At 51.1% G+C, this 14,962-nt stretch carries 15 protein-coding genes; 13 read left to right on the top strand and 2 right to left on the bottom strand.

The features are described 5' to 3' along the window. Nucleotides 1-537: 537 nt before the first annotated feature. From C7B82_RS23405 to C7B82_RS23350, 12 genes are all read left to right on the top strand, one after another. Nucleotides 538-1,581 (top strand): methylenetetrahydrofolate reductase, encoded by a 1,044-nt coding sequence (locus C7B82_RS23405; protein WP_106259073.1) that lies wholly within the window; start codon nt 538-540, stop codon nt 1,579-1,581. Between the two features lie 32 nt (nt 1,582-1,613). Further along, complete coding sequence (locus C7B82_RS23400) at nt 1,614-2,903, top strand: beta-ketoacyl-[acyl-carrier-protein] synthase family protein (RefSeq protein ID WP_106259046.1); 1,290 nt, start codon at nt 1,614-1,616, stop codon at nt 2,901-2,903. Next, nucleotides 2,900-4,132 carry a beta-ketoacyl-[acyl-carrier-protein] synthase family protein gene (locus C7B82_RS23395; protein ID WP_106259044.1) on the top strand — a complete coding sequence of 411 codons (1,233 nt, stop codon included), beginning with the start codon at nt 2,900-2,902 and terminating at the stop codon, nt 4,130-4,132. Before C7B82_RS23400 ends, C7B82_RS23395 begins: the two co-directional genes overlap by 4 nt. Nucleotides 4,133-4,171: 39 nt before the next feature. Then, nucleotides 4,172-4,414 carry an acyl carrier protein gene (locus C7B82_RS23390; RefSeq protein ID WP_219904661.1) on the top strand — a complete coding sequence of 81 codons (243 nt, stop codon included), beginning with the start codon at nt 4,172-4,174 and terminating at the stop codon, nt 4,412-4,414. Nucleotides 4,415-4,427: 13 nt separating this feature from the next. Next, nucleotides 4,428-4,790: a holo-ACP synthase gene (locus C7B82_RS23385; protein ID WP_219904660.1), complete on the top strand. Its 363-nt coding sequence runs from the start codon at nt 4,428-4,430 to the stop codon at nt 4,788-4,790. Nucleotides 4,791-4,833: 43 nt separating this feature from the next. Then, nucleotides 4,834-6,399 (top strand): benzoate-CoA ligase family protein, encoded by a 1,566-nt coding sequence (locus tag C7B82_RS23380; RefSeq protein WP_106259041.1) that lies wholly within the window; start codon nt 4,834-4,836, stop codon nt 6,397-6,399. A gap of 84 nt (nt 6,400-6,483) precedes the next feature. Further along, nucleotides 6,484-6,873 carry a cupin domain-containing protein gene (locus tag C7B82_RS23375; protein ID WP_106259040.1) on the top strand — a complete coding sequence of 130 codons (390 nt, stop codon included), beginning with the start codon at nt 6,484-6,486 and terminating at the stop codon, nt 6,871-6,873. 243 nt (nt 6,874-7,116) lie between these two features. After that, nucleotides 7,117-7,461, top strand: a complete 345-nt coding sequence (locus tag C7B82_RS23370) for a carboxymuconolactone decarboxylase family protein (RefSeq protein WP_106259038.1) — start codon at nt 7,117-7,119, stop codon at nt 7,459-7,461. After that, nucleotides 7,445-8,239 carry a cyclase family protein gene (locus C7B82_RS23365; protein ID WP_106259037.1) on the top strand — a complete coding sequence of 265 codons (795 nt, stop codon included), beginning with the start codon at nt 7,445-7,447 and terminating at the stop codon, nt 8,237-8,239. The genes C7B82_RS23370 and C7B82_RS23365 overlap by 17 nt, the downstream gene beginning before the upstream one ends. A 115-nt stretch (nt 8,240-8,354) precedes the next feature. Continuing rightward, nucleotides 8,355-8,855 carry an SRPBCC family protein gene (locus C7B82_RS23360; protein ID WP_106259035.1) on the top strand — a complete coding sequence of 167 codons (501 nt, stop codon included), beginning with the start codon at nt 8,355-8,357 and terminating at the stop codon, nt 8,853-8,855. Between the two features lie 64 nt (nt 8,856-8,919). Then, on the top strand, nt 8,920-10,242 hold the full coding sequence (locus C7B82_RS23355) for a salicylate synthase (protein ID WP_106259034.1): 1,323 nt from the start codon (nt 8,920-8,922) through the stop codon (nt 10,240-10,242). Nucleotides 10,243-10,253: 11 nt separating this feature from the next. Continuing rightward, nucleotides 10,254-11,060, top strand: a complete 807-nt coding sequence (locus C7B82_RS23350; protein ID WP_181357629.1) for an alpha/beta fold hydrolase — start codon at nt 10,254-10,256, stop codon at nt 11,058-11,060. A gap of 5 nt (nt 11,061-11,065) precedes the next feature. On the opposite strand, the gene C7B82_RS34395 is transcribed toward C7B82_RS23350, so the two are convergent. Beyond that, complete coding sequence (locus C7B82_RS34395) at nt 11,066-11,194, bottom strand: hypothetical protein (RefSeq protein ID WP_281259035.1); 129 nt, start codon at nt 11,192-11,194, stop codon at nt 11,066-11,068. A 57-nt stretch (nt 11,195-11,251) separates the two neighbouring features. Here C7B82_RS34395 and C7B82_RS23345 point away from each other — a divergent pair, with 57 nt between their 5' ends. Continuing rightward, entirely contained in the window at nt 11,252-12,163 is a 912-nt protein-coding gene (locus C7B82_RS23345) for a tetratricopeptide repeat protein (protein ID WP_106259030.1), read from the top strand. Between the two features lie 24 nt (nt 12,164-12,187). Here the strand turns inward: C7B82_RS23345 and C7B82_RS23340 are convergent, their stop codons facing one another. Beyond that, nucleotides 12,188-14,530, bottom strand: a complete 2,343-nt coding sequence (locus tag C7B82_RS23340) for an NACHT domain-containing protein (RefSeq protein ID WP_106259028.1) — start codon at nt 14,528-14,530, stop codon at nt 12,188-12,190. Nucleotides 14,531-14,962 lie beyond the last annotated feature (432 nt).

Raw genomic sequence — 14,962 nt, 5'->3', positions numbered from 1 at the left:
CTCTTTATTACAAAATTCTTTTAGAATCTTCATTTTTATCATGACTCAAGCTTTTGAAAAAAGCTACTCGTAGATTAGACACAAAATCGACAGTATTAAAGCTTTGCTTAGACACATGCAAAGGAACACCATGAGACACTGAAACGAACAAATTCATAGCACCTACTTTATGAGTTGTATCAATAGACACATTGAAAGCCTACTCGCTTTCAATGCGTTAGCGCCATACTTTTGGCCGGTGCCGATTGTTTGTGTTTTAGCTCCAGCTTTAGCGAGTTCTTCAGGCACATTGAGTGCGTAAAGACCACACGCAATAGTCATTTCAGTAGTTTTTCAAATGCTATACGGCTCTATTGAATTGTAAAGATTACTTATATCTTGTTTGTCCTTTAACAATTTAGCTCAACTTCGATCGACTGAATTGATTCTGTACATCTCGACTATGGATTAAGCCATTAGCGCTCAGTATGTTCCGGTTTATCAAGGTCAAAATTGTTGCTTTCGTTCATTTTGTACCGTATGGGTGGTGCTTTTAGAATGATTACATTTAATCAATTGCAAACACTTCTCACGGCTGGGTACTTTAGTCGGCTATCAACCTTTTTTACAGCGTTGACAGCTGGCTCAGTTGGTCAATTAGCCCCGGTGTCGGCTCAACCGTTCAGTCGATTTCAAACCCTACTTACCGCTGGACATTTCGTTGTTTCTGCCGAAGTAACGCCTCCCCGTCATTACAAGGTGGATGCTTTTATTACCAGTACAGAAAAGATTGCTGCCTGTATTGACATCGTGCAGGTGAACGACAATGTGATGGCACAAGCACGTTTGTGCCCCCTAGTTGCGGCTCAGTTAATGCAACGATCAGGGCTGGAGCCCGTTGTTCAACTGACACTGCGGCATCGAAATCGCATTGCGCTACAAAGCGATTTGCTGGGCTTGGCTGCTTTGGGCCTTCGCAATGTGGTTGTTTTAGGCGGCTCTTCCTGTTCGATCGGCAGCGACCCAACGGCGAAAGATGCCACTGACATCAGCACTGTTGATGCGATCGCGGCCCTAAACCGCTTGACCACGCAGGGACAACTGTTTAATGGTCAAATCATTACGCCACCACCAACGTTTTTCATTGGCGCGATCGCTACCCCAACGACGCTAGATCTAGACGCAAGCATGGCGCAACTGACAGCCAAAATCGACAGCGGCGCGAAGTACATCCAGCTTCAGGCGACGTTTGAACTGGAGACGCTAGAGCAGTGGATGGCAGAGGTTCGAGCGCGAGGTTTACACCAGCGAGCGCATTTTCTAGCATCGATCTATCCGTTTAGCTGCTTGAAGGCGCTAGAGCGGTTCAGTGAGATTCCTGGATTGAGCATTCCAGAGTCATTAAGGGCGCGTTTGTCACATCATGGCAGTCGATCGGAGTGCTGGAAAATCAACCGGGAGCTGATCTTGGGCATACGAGCGATCGAGGGCATTCGCGGTCTACATCTGCGATCGCTGCAGCCGCGAGACTGGCTACCTCAGATTTCAGACCTACTGCGCGTACCGAATCCTGTTGCTGTCGATGTGACCGCGATCGGCTAAGCCAACATTCAATATCCATTTGAGGGGAAAGCATGGGAATTTATCAAACTGAAACGAAGCGAGTCGTAGTGACGGGCATTGGCGTGGTGGCACCACTGGGCATCGGCAAAGAGCAATTCTGGAAAAATGCTCAGCGCGGGCAGTCCTATTTAACCGCTGATCCAGAGATGGAGTCGATGGGTATTAAGAGCAAGGTGCTCTGTCGCATTGACGACTTTAATTTGGCGGATTACTGCCAGAGTGAAGAGTTCGAGCATCTGCACGAGCAAGACCGCGTGGTGCAAATTGGCGTTGTGTCAGGATCGATGGCGATCGACGACTCCGGGCTGGATTTAGCGCAGGAGAATCCGGAATCCATTGGCATTATCTTCTCGTCGGCGATCGGCGGTACGCCATACATTCAAAAGATTTACGAATTGCTCAGCGATCGTGGCACCCAACCGATCCGCTACATGCCCGTGGGCGAAAACTTCTACAACGCAGGCATGTTCAACTACCCTGCGTCGCTGCTTGCCCGCAAGCACGGCATCGAGGGCGCGTGTACATCGCTTTCTACCGGATGCACGGCAGGTCTTGACGCGCTGGGACTGAGTGTCGAAATGATTCGCTCTGGCGAGGCAACAGTGATGCTGGCGGGCGCGTCAGAAGCACCGTTGACCAGTCTGACCTACGCCACGCTGGATGTGATTGGGTCGCTATCGGTTACAGATTGCGAACCGGAAAAGGCATCGCGTCCGTTTGACGCTAAGCGAGGTGGCTTCGTGATTGGTGAGGCGGCGGCGGTACTGGTGCTGGAGGAATTAGAGCACGCTCTGGCACGCGGCGCACACATTTATGCTGAAGCGATCGCCTACTCCAGCGTCAGCAACGCCTTCCACATGACCGACCTGCCTGACCACGGCATTCCCATGGCGAAAGTGGTGGAGCAAGCCATGAAGCAGGGCAAGGTGGAGCCCAAAGACGTGGATTACATCAATGCTCATGGTAGTTCCACGCCGCAAAACGATTTGTTCGAAACAAACGCCTACAAAAAAGTCTTGGGTGAGCAGGCGTACAACATTCCGATTAGCTCGACCAAATCCATGATTGGACATTCGCTGTCGTCGGCAAGTTTGGTCGGCGTAGTGGCAACGCTGGGCGCGATCGAGCTCTCTGTCGTTCACCCAACCGCGAATTACGAATATCCCGATGCCTTGTGCGATTTGGATTATGTCCCCAATGTGGCGCGATCGCACGCGGTCGGCACGGCAATGCTGACTGCCAGCGGTTTTGGCGGCATTCACTCGGCAGCAATTTTCCGTAAGTATGGAGAGAACGCATGAATTATACCGATCGCCCCAGTCAGCGCGTTGTGATTACGGGTATTGGCATTGTCAATCCGGCTGGCATTGGTAAGGATGCTTTCTGGAACAACATTTCGGCAGGTAATTCTGCGCTTCGTCGCATTACTCGCTTTGATGCCAGCGAATTTCCCACTCAGGTTGCCGGAGAAATTCCAGAATTTGAGCCAGCGGATTTTGTGCCCAAGCGGTTTGTCATTAAAACCGATCGCTTCACGCACTATGCCCTCGCCGCTGCGGAACTTGCCCTGAAAGACGCTGCTTTGGACCTGGAACAAGAAGACTCCTACCGCGTCGGCGTCTGGTTTGGCAACAATGCAGGCGGCTGGGATATTGCAGAGCGAGGCTTCTATGAGCTTTACAACGATGGTGCAACCATGGTGAATCCGTGGCAGGCAACCGCATGGTTTCCGACAGCGGCACAAGGGTTCGTCACAATTCGCTACGGCATTCGCGGCTACAGCAAGAGTTTTGTTTGCGATCGTGCCAGTGGTGCGAGCGGTTTGTATTTCGGCGTCAAGTCGATTCTGCAAGGCCATAACGATGTTGTTCTCACAGGCGGATCAGAAGCACCCATCACGCGCTTCGGCATGACCTGCTACTACGAAACGGGCGAACTGAGCGGCGAGACCGACCCGGAGCATGCGTACCAACCGTTCGATCGCAACCGCTCTGGCATCGTTCTCGGCGAGGGTAGCACCGTTCTCGTGTTGGAATCGCTGGAGCATGCGCAGCGACGCGGAGCGAAAATCTATGGCGAAATTTTGTCTGGCAGCGCCACGACCGATCGCGCTCCCGATGTCGGCAAAGCGTTTGAACGTGCGATGCAGGAAGCACTGCAAGAAGCAGGCGTTACGTCCTCAGCGGTGGATCTGCTGCTAGCGGAAGGCTGTGGCACGCAGGTCAGCGATCGCGTCGAAGCACAGGCGATCGCGTCGGTCTTTAAGGACGCGCCTCAAGTGCCCGTTTCGGTTCCTAAGGCGCTGTACGGTCATTTGTACGGCGGCAGTTGTGCCACTGAAGTAGCTTGCGGACTACTGGCAATGGAAACCGAAAAACTTCCCGTGATGCAGCCGCTCACAGAGTCCGATCCCAATTGTCAGCTCAATTTTGTGACGCAGCCGGAAACGCGATCGGTGTCTCAATTCATGGTCAATTCACGCGCACGAGAAGCAGTGAATTTCTCGTTCGTGGTTGGGCGCAGTCAATAGCTAACAGTACTCACTACAAGCAACCGGAGGGATATCACTATGGTGATGGATACGCTAACCGAAATTCTGCTGGAATTAGGCATTGATCAATCTGATATCAACGAAGATGCCTATCTCCGCAAAGATCTGCAACTTGACTCTACTGAAACCGTGCAAATTGCCTTAGAAATTAAGCGGCGGCTGGGTGCCAGTGTGAAGCTAGAAGCGCGGCAGGATACAACGATCGCGCAGGTCTGCGACAAGGTTGTGCAGTCAATGTCGCTGAATCCTGCAGCAACCTAACGGAGCAACCATGATGGGAATTGGTATTGACTTGGAATCAATCAGCCGCGTTGCCAACTGGGTCAAACGCTACGATCGCGACACTTTGAGCCTGGTGTTTACAACGCGTGAAATCGATCATTGCCAATCTGTCTCTTATCCTTACCAGCATTATGCTGTGTGCTTCTGTGCCAAAGAGGCGGTGGGAAAAGCACTGGGAACCGGACTCGCCGACATTGGCTGGAACGAGATTGAAACCGCGATCGACCCATCTGGCTTAACCATTCAGCTACAGGGAGCCGCTCAGCGGCAGGCGATGATCAACGGCGTTCAGCACTGGCTAGCAACCTGGTGCTGCTGGGATGACTACGTGCTGGTTCACGTCCTCACTTATTAGATCACTTCAAGGGATACTAGACCACTTCAAGGGAGATAGTCGCATGGACCGCATTTGCGAACGGCTACCCGATGTTTTCAACATTGCAGCGTATTTTATTGAAGGCAGTTTGTCGCGAGGGCACAGCGAACGCATCGCCTTTTACTATCGCGATGAGACGTACACTTATCGCACAGTGCGGAGCTATGTGCGTCGGGCGGCTACCGTATTGAGGCAGCTAGGTTTAGAGCGGGAAAACCGTATCGCTATTCTGCTGCCCGATTCTCCAGAATTAGTCTTTGCCTTTTGGGGAGCGCTTTGGGCAGGAGCGGTGCCGGTACCCATCAACACGGCCTGCACGATCGACGACATCCAATACATCATCCAAAACTGTCGTGCCAAAGTGTTGCTCACCTCGCAGATGTGGCACGAAAAGCTGTCTGAAATCAAGTCTGAGTTTCTGAGCGAGGTGCTGCTAGTCGATGGCGAAGAGCCGTTCCGTTCACGCCTCGACCAAACCAGCAAAGAAGCAACGCCCGCTCGGACGTCTCCCAACGAGCCTGCCTTCTGGCTCTATACGTCCGGCAGTACGGGGCGTCCAAAAGGGGTCGTGCATCGGCACGCCAGCATGGTAGTGTCGGCGGAACACTACGGCAAAGATATCCTTGGCTTGCACGAAAACGACATCACGTATTCGGTTGCCAAGATGCCATTTGCCTACGGGCTGGGCAATACGCTCTATATGACGATGGCAGTCGGTGCGGCGTCGGTACTGTCCGATGCCGCCAACGCCTTCGACATCATCGCCGATTTAAATCACTATCAGCCGACGGTTTTGTTTGGCGTACCTTCCACCTACGCCAGCATTTTAGCGGTGCGAGAAATCGCGCTGCTGGAAACGACGCGCTTGAGACTATGTTTGTCTGCGGCGGAGCAATTGCCCAAAACGATTTGGACTAAGTGGTTTCAAGCTTACGGCTATGAAATCTGCGAGGGCATTGGCACCACTGAACTGCTGCATATTTTCCTGTCTAACCGACCGGGAGAATGCCAACCAGGAAGCTCTGGCTTTCCGGTGCCTGGCTATGAAGTGCAAATTCTGAATGATCAAGGTTATCCAGTGACGATCGGCGAAATTGGCACCTTGCAAGTCACAGGTGAGAGCTTGATGTTGGGCTACTGGAACCGCCTCGACGAAACCCGCAACGTTATCTACGGTCACAGCATCCGCACGGGCGATCAGTATCGCTGCGACGCCGAAGGTTTCTTCTGGTTCATGGGCCGCAAAGATGATTTGTTCAAAATCAATGGTCAATGGGTATCGCCGTTCGATATCGAGGAAGCCCTGCTACAACACGAAAGCGTCCTGGATGTTGCCGTTGTCCCTCAAGGCGACGCACAGGAATCGCTCCCCTACGTGGTGGCGTTTATCACGCTTAAGACTGGCTTTACAGGTTCACCAGAACTCGAAGACAGCATTCGGAAATTAGCGAAAGCTTGTCTACCGCATTTCAAAGCGCCCAAAGTGATTCATTTCCTGGAAAAACTGCCCCGCACACCCACTGGGAAAATCCACCGCAAAGCGCTTGTAAATCTGAATGCAAGTGTCCCTGTACGGCAGATTGTTTAGTCGTTAATGACTAGTTGCGAGTGCTCACTCAACTAATTAATCATCACTAAACCGATTCATTTCACCCTACTCAACTTACACGCTATGACAACCCAACAATTGAGACGACTGGTCATGAATGCAACGGAGGTTCCCACGATCGAAGACCGGGGTGGCGAAATCCACGTACTGATTTCGCCAACCAGTGTGCAGTCCACACATTTAATCATGGGAACGGCGACGGTACCTGTGGGTGGGCGCGTGTTGCGCCACGCTCACCCGCATGGGGAAGAGTGTTTCTATGTCCTGCAAGGCCAGGGGGAAATCATCATCGAAGGTGTTGGCGTCATGCCGTTTAAGCCAGGAGAAGCCGTTTTGACTCCTCAAGGAGCGGTACATTCCATCGAAAACACCGGAGATGAAGAAATTCGCGTTGTCTTCGCCGCCGGACCGCTAGCACCCTCTCCCAAGGATGGGCACATCATTCATGAATAGTCGCTAGTGATGAGTGGTTAGTTCTTAGGACTTGTTAAAAAATAACTCCATACTCTTGGATTAGCGATCAGCGATCAGCGATCAGCTTTTCTCTAATGGCTGACCGCTGAGCGCTGATGGCTGACCGACAGTCCATGACGTTATTTCTTTACAGCCCCTTAGTTCGCTTAACAGGACAAGCGCTTAAAACTAACCACTAAAACTAAGCACTAAAACGTAACCATTACTATTGGAGCAAAGACCATGAAGAACATGATGAAAGAAGCGCCTGGAGTGGCTCAAGGCTTCTTCGATTTGGCAAAGTCGGTCAAGCAATACTCGCCACTCGATGAGAAAACCAACGAATTGATTCTTTTGGGTATTTTCGCAGCGGCTCGTGGTTTACGCGGTATTGATACTCACGTTGAGCGAGCAATGAACGAAGGTGCGACCAAAGAAGAAATCATTGCTGCCATCTTGTTGGCCTTGCCGATCGTGGGCATTACCGATACAAATCTGGCGCTGGATCAGGCTGTGGATGCGATCGACACGGTTCAAACTCGCCTCGCGACTGCGCGTAAGGAGGTTGCCAGTGCAGCGATTGGTTGATCTCAGCGTTCTAGTGGAAAATTCTCCGTCGGAGCCGCTGAAGATGCAGACCGAGCGCTTGGATCACGTTGAGGGTGCAAAGCATTTTTGCCACGAAGTCGAAACTCGCAATGCAGCGAAGCAACCCGCCGATCCGCGCCGCCTGTATCCCCAAGACTTCCCGGACGCAGCATTTATCACGCTTGACACCGTGACGCTGCCAACCCACATGGGCACACACATCGACGCCCCGATTCACTACGGGCCCAACTGCGAAGGCAAGCCCGCTCGATCGATCGATCAACTGCCACTGGAGTGGTTCTTTGCGCCCGGAGTGCGATTGGATTTGCGGCACAAAGCCGCAGGAACATTCATCACGATCGAAGACATCCAAGTAGCGCTGGATGCCACCGGACACAAGCTGCAACCACTAGACATCGTGCTGCTCTGGACGGGAACCGACAAACTGTGGGGCAAGCGCGAATATTTCTCGCACGCTCCCGGCATGAGCCGCGAAGCCACCGAATGGCTCACACAGCAGGGCATCAAAGTTATTGGCATTGACACCTACGGCTTCGATCGCCCCTTCGTTACCATGCTGGAAGATTTCTGGCGCACAGGCGATCGGGAGCATCTGTGGCCCGCTCACTTTTACGGTCGGGAGTGCGAATACATCCAGATTGAACGGTTAGCCAATCTCGATCAGCTTCCAGATACCGGCTTTCAGGTCTCCTGCTTTCCACTCAAAGTCAAAGGGCTAGATGCCAGTTGGGTTCGAGCGGTCGCAATGGTGAACTGAAGAATTTTGAATGATGAATTTTGAATGATGAATTTAAGACTCGCCATTCAAAATTCAAAACTCATCATTCATAATTCATAATTTCCCTCCCACTTTTACTTAGGAGCATACTGCTATGACTGGCTACACCGAAAATTCGATTGTGATTCTGCGTGATTTCGATACGGTATTTGATCTGACAAACGCGATCGAAGTGTGGACGGAATTATTTACCGAATATCAAAAAGCAGAAGTACTAGAACGCAAGGGCAACGAAGTTGTGTTTAGCCTGACGACGTATCCAGAGGGCGATCGTCCCTCACGCACTTGGGTTTCGCGCCGCATTATTGACAAACCGGGACGGCAAGCAACGGCAGAACGCATTGAAAAAGCCTTCCCGTTTAAGGACATGAAAATCCACTGGACTTACGAAGAACTGCCTCAAAACATAGGTGTTGTGATGACCTGGATGCAGACCTTTGAAGTGCACGATGCGTGCAAATGGACGACTGAGCAAATGGAATCCTTTTTGAACCGCAACACCCGTACCCAGATGCAAGCAATCAGAAAACGAGTTGAAGCTTGGTCTGCTCCAATCCCACAGCCCCTAGCCGCTTACGCTGCCTCGAATGCATAATGCATAATTCATAATTCAAAATTCTGAATTTTGAATTGTTCCGAATCTCTGAAGGAGTAACTCAATGTACCAATTAGCTACCGATCTTGTCGCGTATCATGAACTCTTTTTGCCGGGTCAAAAGGATGCGCTGCTTGTGTTGCAGAATCTTTTGTCTGCCCAGGTTGTTTCCGACTATGTGATGTACCAGGATGGGGACGAAGTGCGAATTGCAGGGGATGCGCTGGCGCATGTCACCGTGACTTCAACCGCCGTGACAATGAATTATTTGGGTCGTAAGCAGTCGGAACCGGCGCAGGATCCGCTGAAGCAAGTGGAAGCGCTGCTGGCAGAGTTGCCCGTCGAAAACTGGACAGCTTATGGCTACGTCAGCTTTGATGTTTCGCGTTTCTACTACCCATACTCGAAAGCGATCGAGCAGCCGATCGTGCAATTCACGGTGCCAGAAACCGAAATCTTTAGCACTCCCAGAGGCATCTATATCCGTAGCCTCAAGTCGCCAGAGAAAATCCAGAAGGCGATCGCTGCAGATTCGCAACTAGCGGAATACACGGCGACACCACCCGTCGTTGATTTTGCCGATAGCGAACAGTATCAGCATCAGGTGGCAACGCTCGTCGGCGCGATTCAGAGCGGCGAACTGCAAAAGGCGATTGTTTCTCGATCAATCAAAGTCAAAGGTGACATGGACGTCTTGGGAACCTATGCACTGGGTGCTCGCAACAACAATGCCGCTCGCTCCTACTGCCTTCGCATGGGCGATGTCTGCGCCGTTGGCTTCAGTCCTGAAATCTTTATGGAAGTGAGCCCAGACGGCTTTGTGGTGACGAATCCACTGGCAGGCACGCGACCACGCGACCAAGACCCCGAAGCAGATGCTCGACTGCACAATGAGCTCTTTACCGATGCCAAAGAAGTGAAAGAGCACGCCCTATCGATCTGGCTAGCGCAGACCGAAATCGCCTCGGTGTGCCAGGCAGACACCGTGCAGGTGTTCGATTTCATGGAAGTGAAGAAGTATCGCACGGTGCAGCACCTCTCGTCCCGAGTTGGCGGACAACTGAAGCCCGATAAAACGTTGTGGGATGCGATGAAAGTCCTGTTTCCTGGCATCACCGTATCGGGCATCAACAAAGAACGAGCCTTGGCGTGGATCGATCGCCTGGAAGACGAGCCGCGTGGCCTTTATGCAGGCGCAATCGGCTGGATTAACAGCAAAGGCGAAACCGATCTGGCGATCGCCATCCGCTCGGCATATCAGTACGGCGACTGCGTCTACCTGAATGCAGGCGCAGGCATTGTGGCAGAGTCGGTTCCAGAGAACGAATACGTCGAGTCCGTCAACAAGATGAACACGATGCTGTCCAATCTGGTAATGAAATGCTAACGTCACGTCCTATGCTATCCATTCAATGCAGCGGGCTAAACACCCGCTATATTGCCCCTTGGGGCTTACCTTCCTCTAGCGATGATCAGCTGGTGCTGCTGGTGCATGGTGCAGGTGGCAGCAGTTGCCACTGGGAACCGATGCTGAAAGCCTGGTTTGCGATGCCAATGGAGCCGGGGCTCTTTCCCGTAGCGATCGATCTCCCCGGACACGGAGCTTCGGAAGGAACTGTGCTGCCTTCGATCGCCGACATCGCGGCGTTTCTGGACGCGTTTCTCGACGCGCTAGGGATCACCAACCCCGTCTGTTACGTAGGACATTCTGCCGGAGGCTTGCTGGGTATCCAGTTTGCTCTGAGCTACCCGCACCGGGTCGATCGACTGGTGTTGATGGCAACCTCTGCCCAAATCCAACTCCACCCCGATTTTCTGCAGCAGGCGCTCACCGGAGACTGGGACTACGCCTCACTGCAACAGAGTTTTGCGCCGGACATTGCAGAGAATTTGAAGCAACTGGTGCTGAATGAATTTCAACATCTGCGGCTCGCTTCAGAGGCAGCGGATTTCATGGATTTAAATCAGGCTGATCTCCGCGCTGCGCTGCCTACCTTGCCGATGCCCGCCCTAGTTGTGACGGGAGATGATGACGTGATTATCTCCCCGCGCAAATCCAAACTCTTGCAGCGAGCGCTTCCCAATGCCTCACTGGTGACGCTTCCTGGTGCGGGTCACTACGTCCACGTTGAGCAGGCAGCAACGGTTGCAGCGACACTGGCTCACTTTTTGCAGCAGTCTCGATCGGCAGTCTGTCCGGTGTAAATTCATCATTTTGAACCAATGCAGAGGTTGGGACGACAGCTTTGCAGACGCGATCGCCGATCGCATCGTTGAAACTGGTTTGTGCCTGTGTCGCTGCGACTGAAGTCGCCAATGCTACGCGGCTTTTCAAACATTCTCTTAGACTATCGGGCTCTTTTGTCACAGCAACTTTTCAGTGGAGAACGATCGCGATGCGTAGCACCCTTCAAACCAGCGCTTTGATCAACCTGGCTCAGGCCAAAGACTATGACTCAATTCTGACGACGTATCAAACCTATTCGATCTCGACGATCGTCGAAACTGCTGAGTTTTTACGTCATCAAGACATCTACAATGTTGCGCTGCCGCTCTATGACTACCTGCTGCAACAACAACCCACTGCTGACACGTATTTCGGCATCGGTCAGTGCTACGGAAAAGCTTACCAATATCAAACTGCTCTTTTTTATCTACAGCAGGCGTTTCAGCAGGGCGATCGTACCGAGGGTGCAGACTACTATGCTTACATTCTAGAGCGCAATCTGTTAATGGATCAGGCAGAACAATGGTATCAAATAGCTCTCAAAAATGGCTATGCTGACGATCTGTGGACGCTTTCGCACTACGCTTACTTTCTGGAGAAAGACAATCAGTTAGATGCCGCTGAACGGGTATACCAATCAGTTTTGCAGCAAAATCCAGCCTACACCTGGGCGGTGAAGCGGTATGCGCTATTGCTGTTGAAGCAGCATCAGGTCGATCGCTCATTGGAGCTCATGCAAAGATCGCTTGAGCAGTTTCCCAACAATCCTTTTGTAAAACTTAACTACCTGGAATATTTGATTATTCGAGGCGATGTGCCTACCTATGAAGCGTATGCAAGCTCATTGAATAATCCTCAGCTTGTGCTGCCGTTTCAAACGCTTATTGCTTTATTTGAGTACTTCCAGCACTATCTGTTACAAGGACAGTCAAACCCAGAAAAACTTGCAGCCTACCAAGCTAAAGCACAAGGTTTAAAAGATAGCATTCACCGAGATTTTGATGATCTAAATGCACTGCTTGTCGCCAGCAACGGCGACCTGGCAACGTGGCGGCAAATGACGCAATGGTTAGTGAAATAAGGCGAAGCAATTACCGATTCCCCATCACCTTCTTGACGACCGCAGACCCTTTTTTTCGTTCAGATGGGGCAGGTGGTTGTAGGAGATCGTGCTGCGTTCAGTCTGCGTTGAACAAATAGCGTTGTTTAAGCAATCGATGAGCAAGCAGCAGGCAGTGTAGTATTGCTCAAATTTGTGCTGCTCCGGCGGGCTCAACTGCCAATTGTGACCGATATTGCGATACGAAATCATCGTCGCTCTGAGGGTCTCCGTCCAAGCTTGCTGGTGTTCCTGCCACCATAGATTAAAGGATGACTGATCCTGAGACTGCTGAGGCAGCTGCGCTTTGATTTGCCGCAGGGCGTGCGCCAGACCCGTCGTTGCCGTGGGATCGAGATCATGGACGCGAGCGATCGCTCGACTCAGTAGGCGGTTCAGCGTACCTAGCGGGTCAGGCACGCTGGTGAGTTGACCGGTCAGCGTCAGGGCGCGATCGAGCGCCAAATCCAGCGCCAAATTGGGATCAAGTTCGTGAGTCAGGTTGCAATTCAAAGCGCGGGAGAGGTCAAGCAGGCGATCGGATAGTTTTAAGCTGCGCGCAACTTCCAGATCCAGGTAGAACGCATGGATCACAATCGGCTTGTAGGGCGCAGACACACTTGCTGATTTTTGCTGGAGCCAAAGAAGGCACTGTTGTAGCTGCGTGTCTTGGGATAGATGATCAATGCGCTGCTTCATTAGCTTCAGCAAGCAGTCTGGCTGCCGCAACATGCTTACCGTGAGCAAAAAGACTTCTCGCCAACGGGGATCAACAATGTGTTTAACCAGCTTTCTTAACAGGGCTTCTCGTCCAGAGTCGGCTTCAACGATTGCTCGAGCTGTGAAGTATTCCTGAAAGCTGAGATGAGAAAATGAGTAAATGCCTCGCGCTCGCTCTACTAAAAGTCCATTCTGGGCTTCGATCGATTTCAGTACCGCTTCACTGTCAAATTGCCCTTTTTGGGGCTCAGCCTCGGCCTCAGACAACGTGCAGAGATAATCACTGATCTGCTGCTCCAGTTCGGTCTGCTGAAAAAAGTAAGCTCCTTGATTGAAGGTCAACCATGCAATCCGGCTCAGCAAAGCCTCTTTGTGATGGAACGACAGTTTTTTAAAAACTTGATCCCGCTCAATATTTCGCTTGCCATCCCACTTTTTCAACAGAATATCTAAGCCCTCTTTGTAAAGTTCATGGTGATTGAGTGGCAACTCGCCGCAGTCTTCAAACACCAGACACAGCAACGTTAATAAGAGCGGATTGGTGGCTAACTCTTGCACAGGTCGATGAGCAGACGATCGCAATTTCTCTACAACTTGTTCACCCAGCATCGGTTCCTTCTTAGCAAACCAACGGCGCACAAAGGTCGTCATTTGGATCTGATCAAAATCTGCTACTTCTACTTCGGTGAATTCTGCAAAGGTATATTCGTGCGTGGCAATACGGCAGCTCATGACAAATTGGTTAAGCGGAAATTGAATTGAAAACCGCTGCACCTGCTGCACGATCCGCTTGCTGTCGTATTCTTTGACTTCGTCTAGCCCGTCCAATAACAGCAGCATTCTCCCCTGTTGCAATAAGTGCTCTGCTGCTTGTGGGATCGACACTTCATACCGCATGATTTGCTGATTGATGTACTCCAACAGCGTCGATTGCTCTGGCGTTTCTGCAAAGTCTTTGAGGGAAATAAACATCGGGACTTGCTGTGCTTTAAATTCTCCCAGGCTACATTGCAGCGCTAGATATTTCAGAAAGGTTGTTTTGCCAACGCCTGCGTGCCCCAACACAATGAGCTTGTTGAATCGACTGGCGGCTTCCAGTCCCGCAACGCGACGTTCGCTCACGTTGCCTAAAAAGGGACGGTCAAACTGCTTCGTTGTCAGGGTTTGCAGCAGTTTATCCATCCCCACTCGTCGCCGTCCGCTGATTCTCTCCAGAATGTTGACGCTGATGTAGATATCGTTGAGGGCGATCGACTGCGACATATCCAGCACGCGCATGATGCCGCACTGGGCCTGAATAGAGGTCTTTCCTTGTTGCCGCACTAGCTTTACGAGTGCTTCAACATCTTTGTAAGGAGACTCCTCACTGGCTTGCTCAACGTCCAGTTCGTCGCCCACGCTAGGCGAGCCGCTGGCGATCGTGCGCCAGTTCAACCCTAATCGCTGACAGATCTGATGAAAGTTCTCACGCCCAATGGGTTTCCCAGAGAAGAACTTTTGCAGCGTAGAACGAGAGATTTCTAATTCCTCTGCTAAGTCTGCTTTGCGGGCAAATTCGAGGGCGGCTTTGTTCGCTTTTGCGATCCCAACGTCCGAGGCTTGCAGCGATCGTCCCATTCGTTCTGTCATTAGCTTGTCCTGATCCCACTAATTTGACAACGATCAACGACTCCTTTACGGCCTAAAGCAAACGACAGTCTTCTAAAAGCAGTAAAGTAGGCTGATCTATTAACGCTGAAGTAAGGCCTTGATAAAGCTGAAGCAGGGAACACAAATTAGCAACAATTAAATGATGTACAAGCTTAGAAGCAAATAGCACCATTTAAAACACAACATGCTCAAGCATTTCTTAAGGAAATTGTTGAACAGCAATTTGCTAAACTAATGTCTTATAAAAATTCTGCTCACTTTTGTAGCAGATAAGTCCAGATTTAAGCTCTTTGTAGAAAACTCAAAAAGTAAAAGATCTTACAATTTTATTTGTAACAGAATGTTTTCAGCCTTGTAGTATAACCAAAGAAATAGACCGTTGTTCGGTTATGTTTGTCGCCTATACCCTGA

Source organism: Stenomitos frigidus ULC18 (genome assembly GCF_003003795.1).
Lineage (GTDB): Bacteria > Cyanobacteriota > Cyanobacteriia > Leptolyngbyales > Leptolyngbyaceae > Stenomitos > Stenomitos frigidus_A.
The sequence above is the reverse complement of the archived record's forward strand: the minus strand, read 5'-3'. Positions and strand labels throughout refer to the sequence as shown.

Coding starts and splice junctions, on each gene's coding strand:
- C7B82_RS23405 (WP_106259073.1), top strand. CDS start 538: ATGATTACATTTAATCAATTGCAAACACTTCTCACGGCTGGGTACTTT.
- C7B82_RS23400 (WP_106259046.1), top strand. CDS start 1,614: ATGGGAATTTATCAAACTGAAACGAAGCGAGTCGTAGTGACGGGCATT.
- C7B82_RS23395 (WP_106259044.1), top strand. CDS start 2,900: ATGAATTATACCGATCGCCCCAGTCAGCGCGTTGTGATTACGGGTATT.
- C7B82_RS23390 (WP_219904661.1), top strand. CDS start 4,172: ATGGTGATGGATACGCTAACCGAAATTCTGCTGGAATTAGGCATTGAT.
- C7B82_RS23385 (WP_219904660.1), top strand. CDS start 4,428: ATGGGAATTGGTATTGACTTGGAATCAATCAGCCGCGTTGCCAACTGG.
- C7B82_RS23380 (WP_106259041.1), top strand. CDS start 4,834: ATGGACCGCATTTGCGAACGGCTACCCGATGTTTTCAACATTGCAGCG.
- C7B82_RS23375 (WP_106259040.1), top strand. CDS start 6,484: ATGACAACCCAACAATTGAGACGACTGGTCATGAATGCAACGGAGGTT.
- C7B82_RS23370 (WP_106259038.1), top strand. CDS start 7,117: ATGAAGAACATGATGAAAGAAGCGCCTGGAGTGGCTCAAGGCTTCTTC.
- C7B82_RS23360 (WP_106259035.1), top strand. CDS start 8,355: ATGACTGGCTACACCGAAAATTCGATTGTGATTCTGCGTGATTTCGAT.
- C7B82_RS23355 (WP_106259034.1), top strand. CDS start 8,920: ATGTACCAATTAGCTACCGATCTTGTCGCGTATCATGAACTCTTTTTG.
- C7B82_RS23350 (WP_181357629.1), top strand. CDS start 10,254: ATGCTATCCATTCAATGCAGCGGGCTAAACACCCGCTATATTGCCCCT.
- C7B82_RS34395 (WP_281259035.1), bottom strand. CDS start 11,194: ATGTTTGAAAAGCCGCGTAGCATTGGCGACTTCAGTCGCAGCGACACA.
- C7B82_RS23345 (WP_106259030.1), top strand. CDS start 11,252: ATGCGTAGCACCCTTCAAACCAGCGCTTTGATCAACCTGGCTCAGGCC.
- C7B82_RS23340 (WP_106259028.1), bottom strand. CDS start 14,530: ATGACAGAACGAATGGGACGATCGCTGCAAGCCTCGGACGTTGGGATC.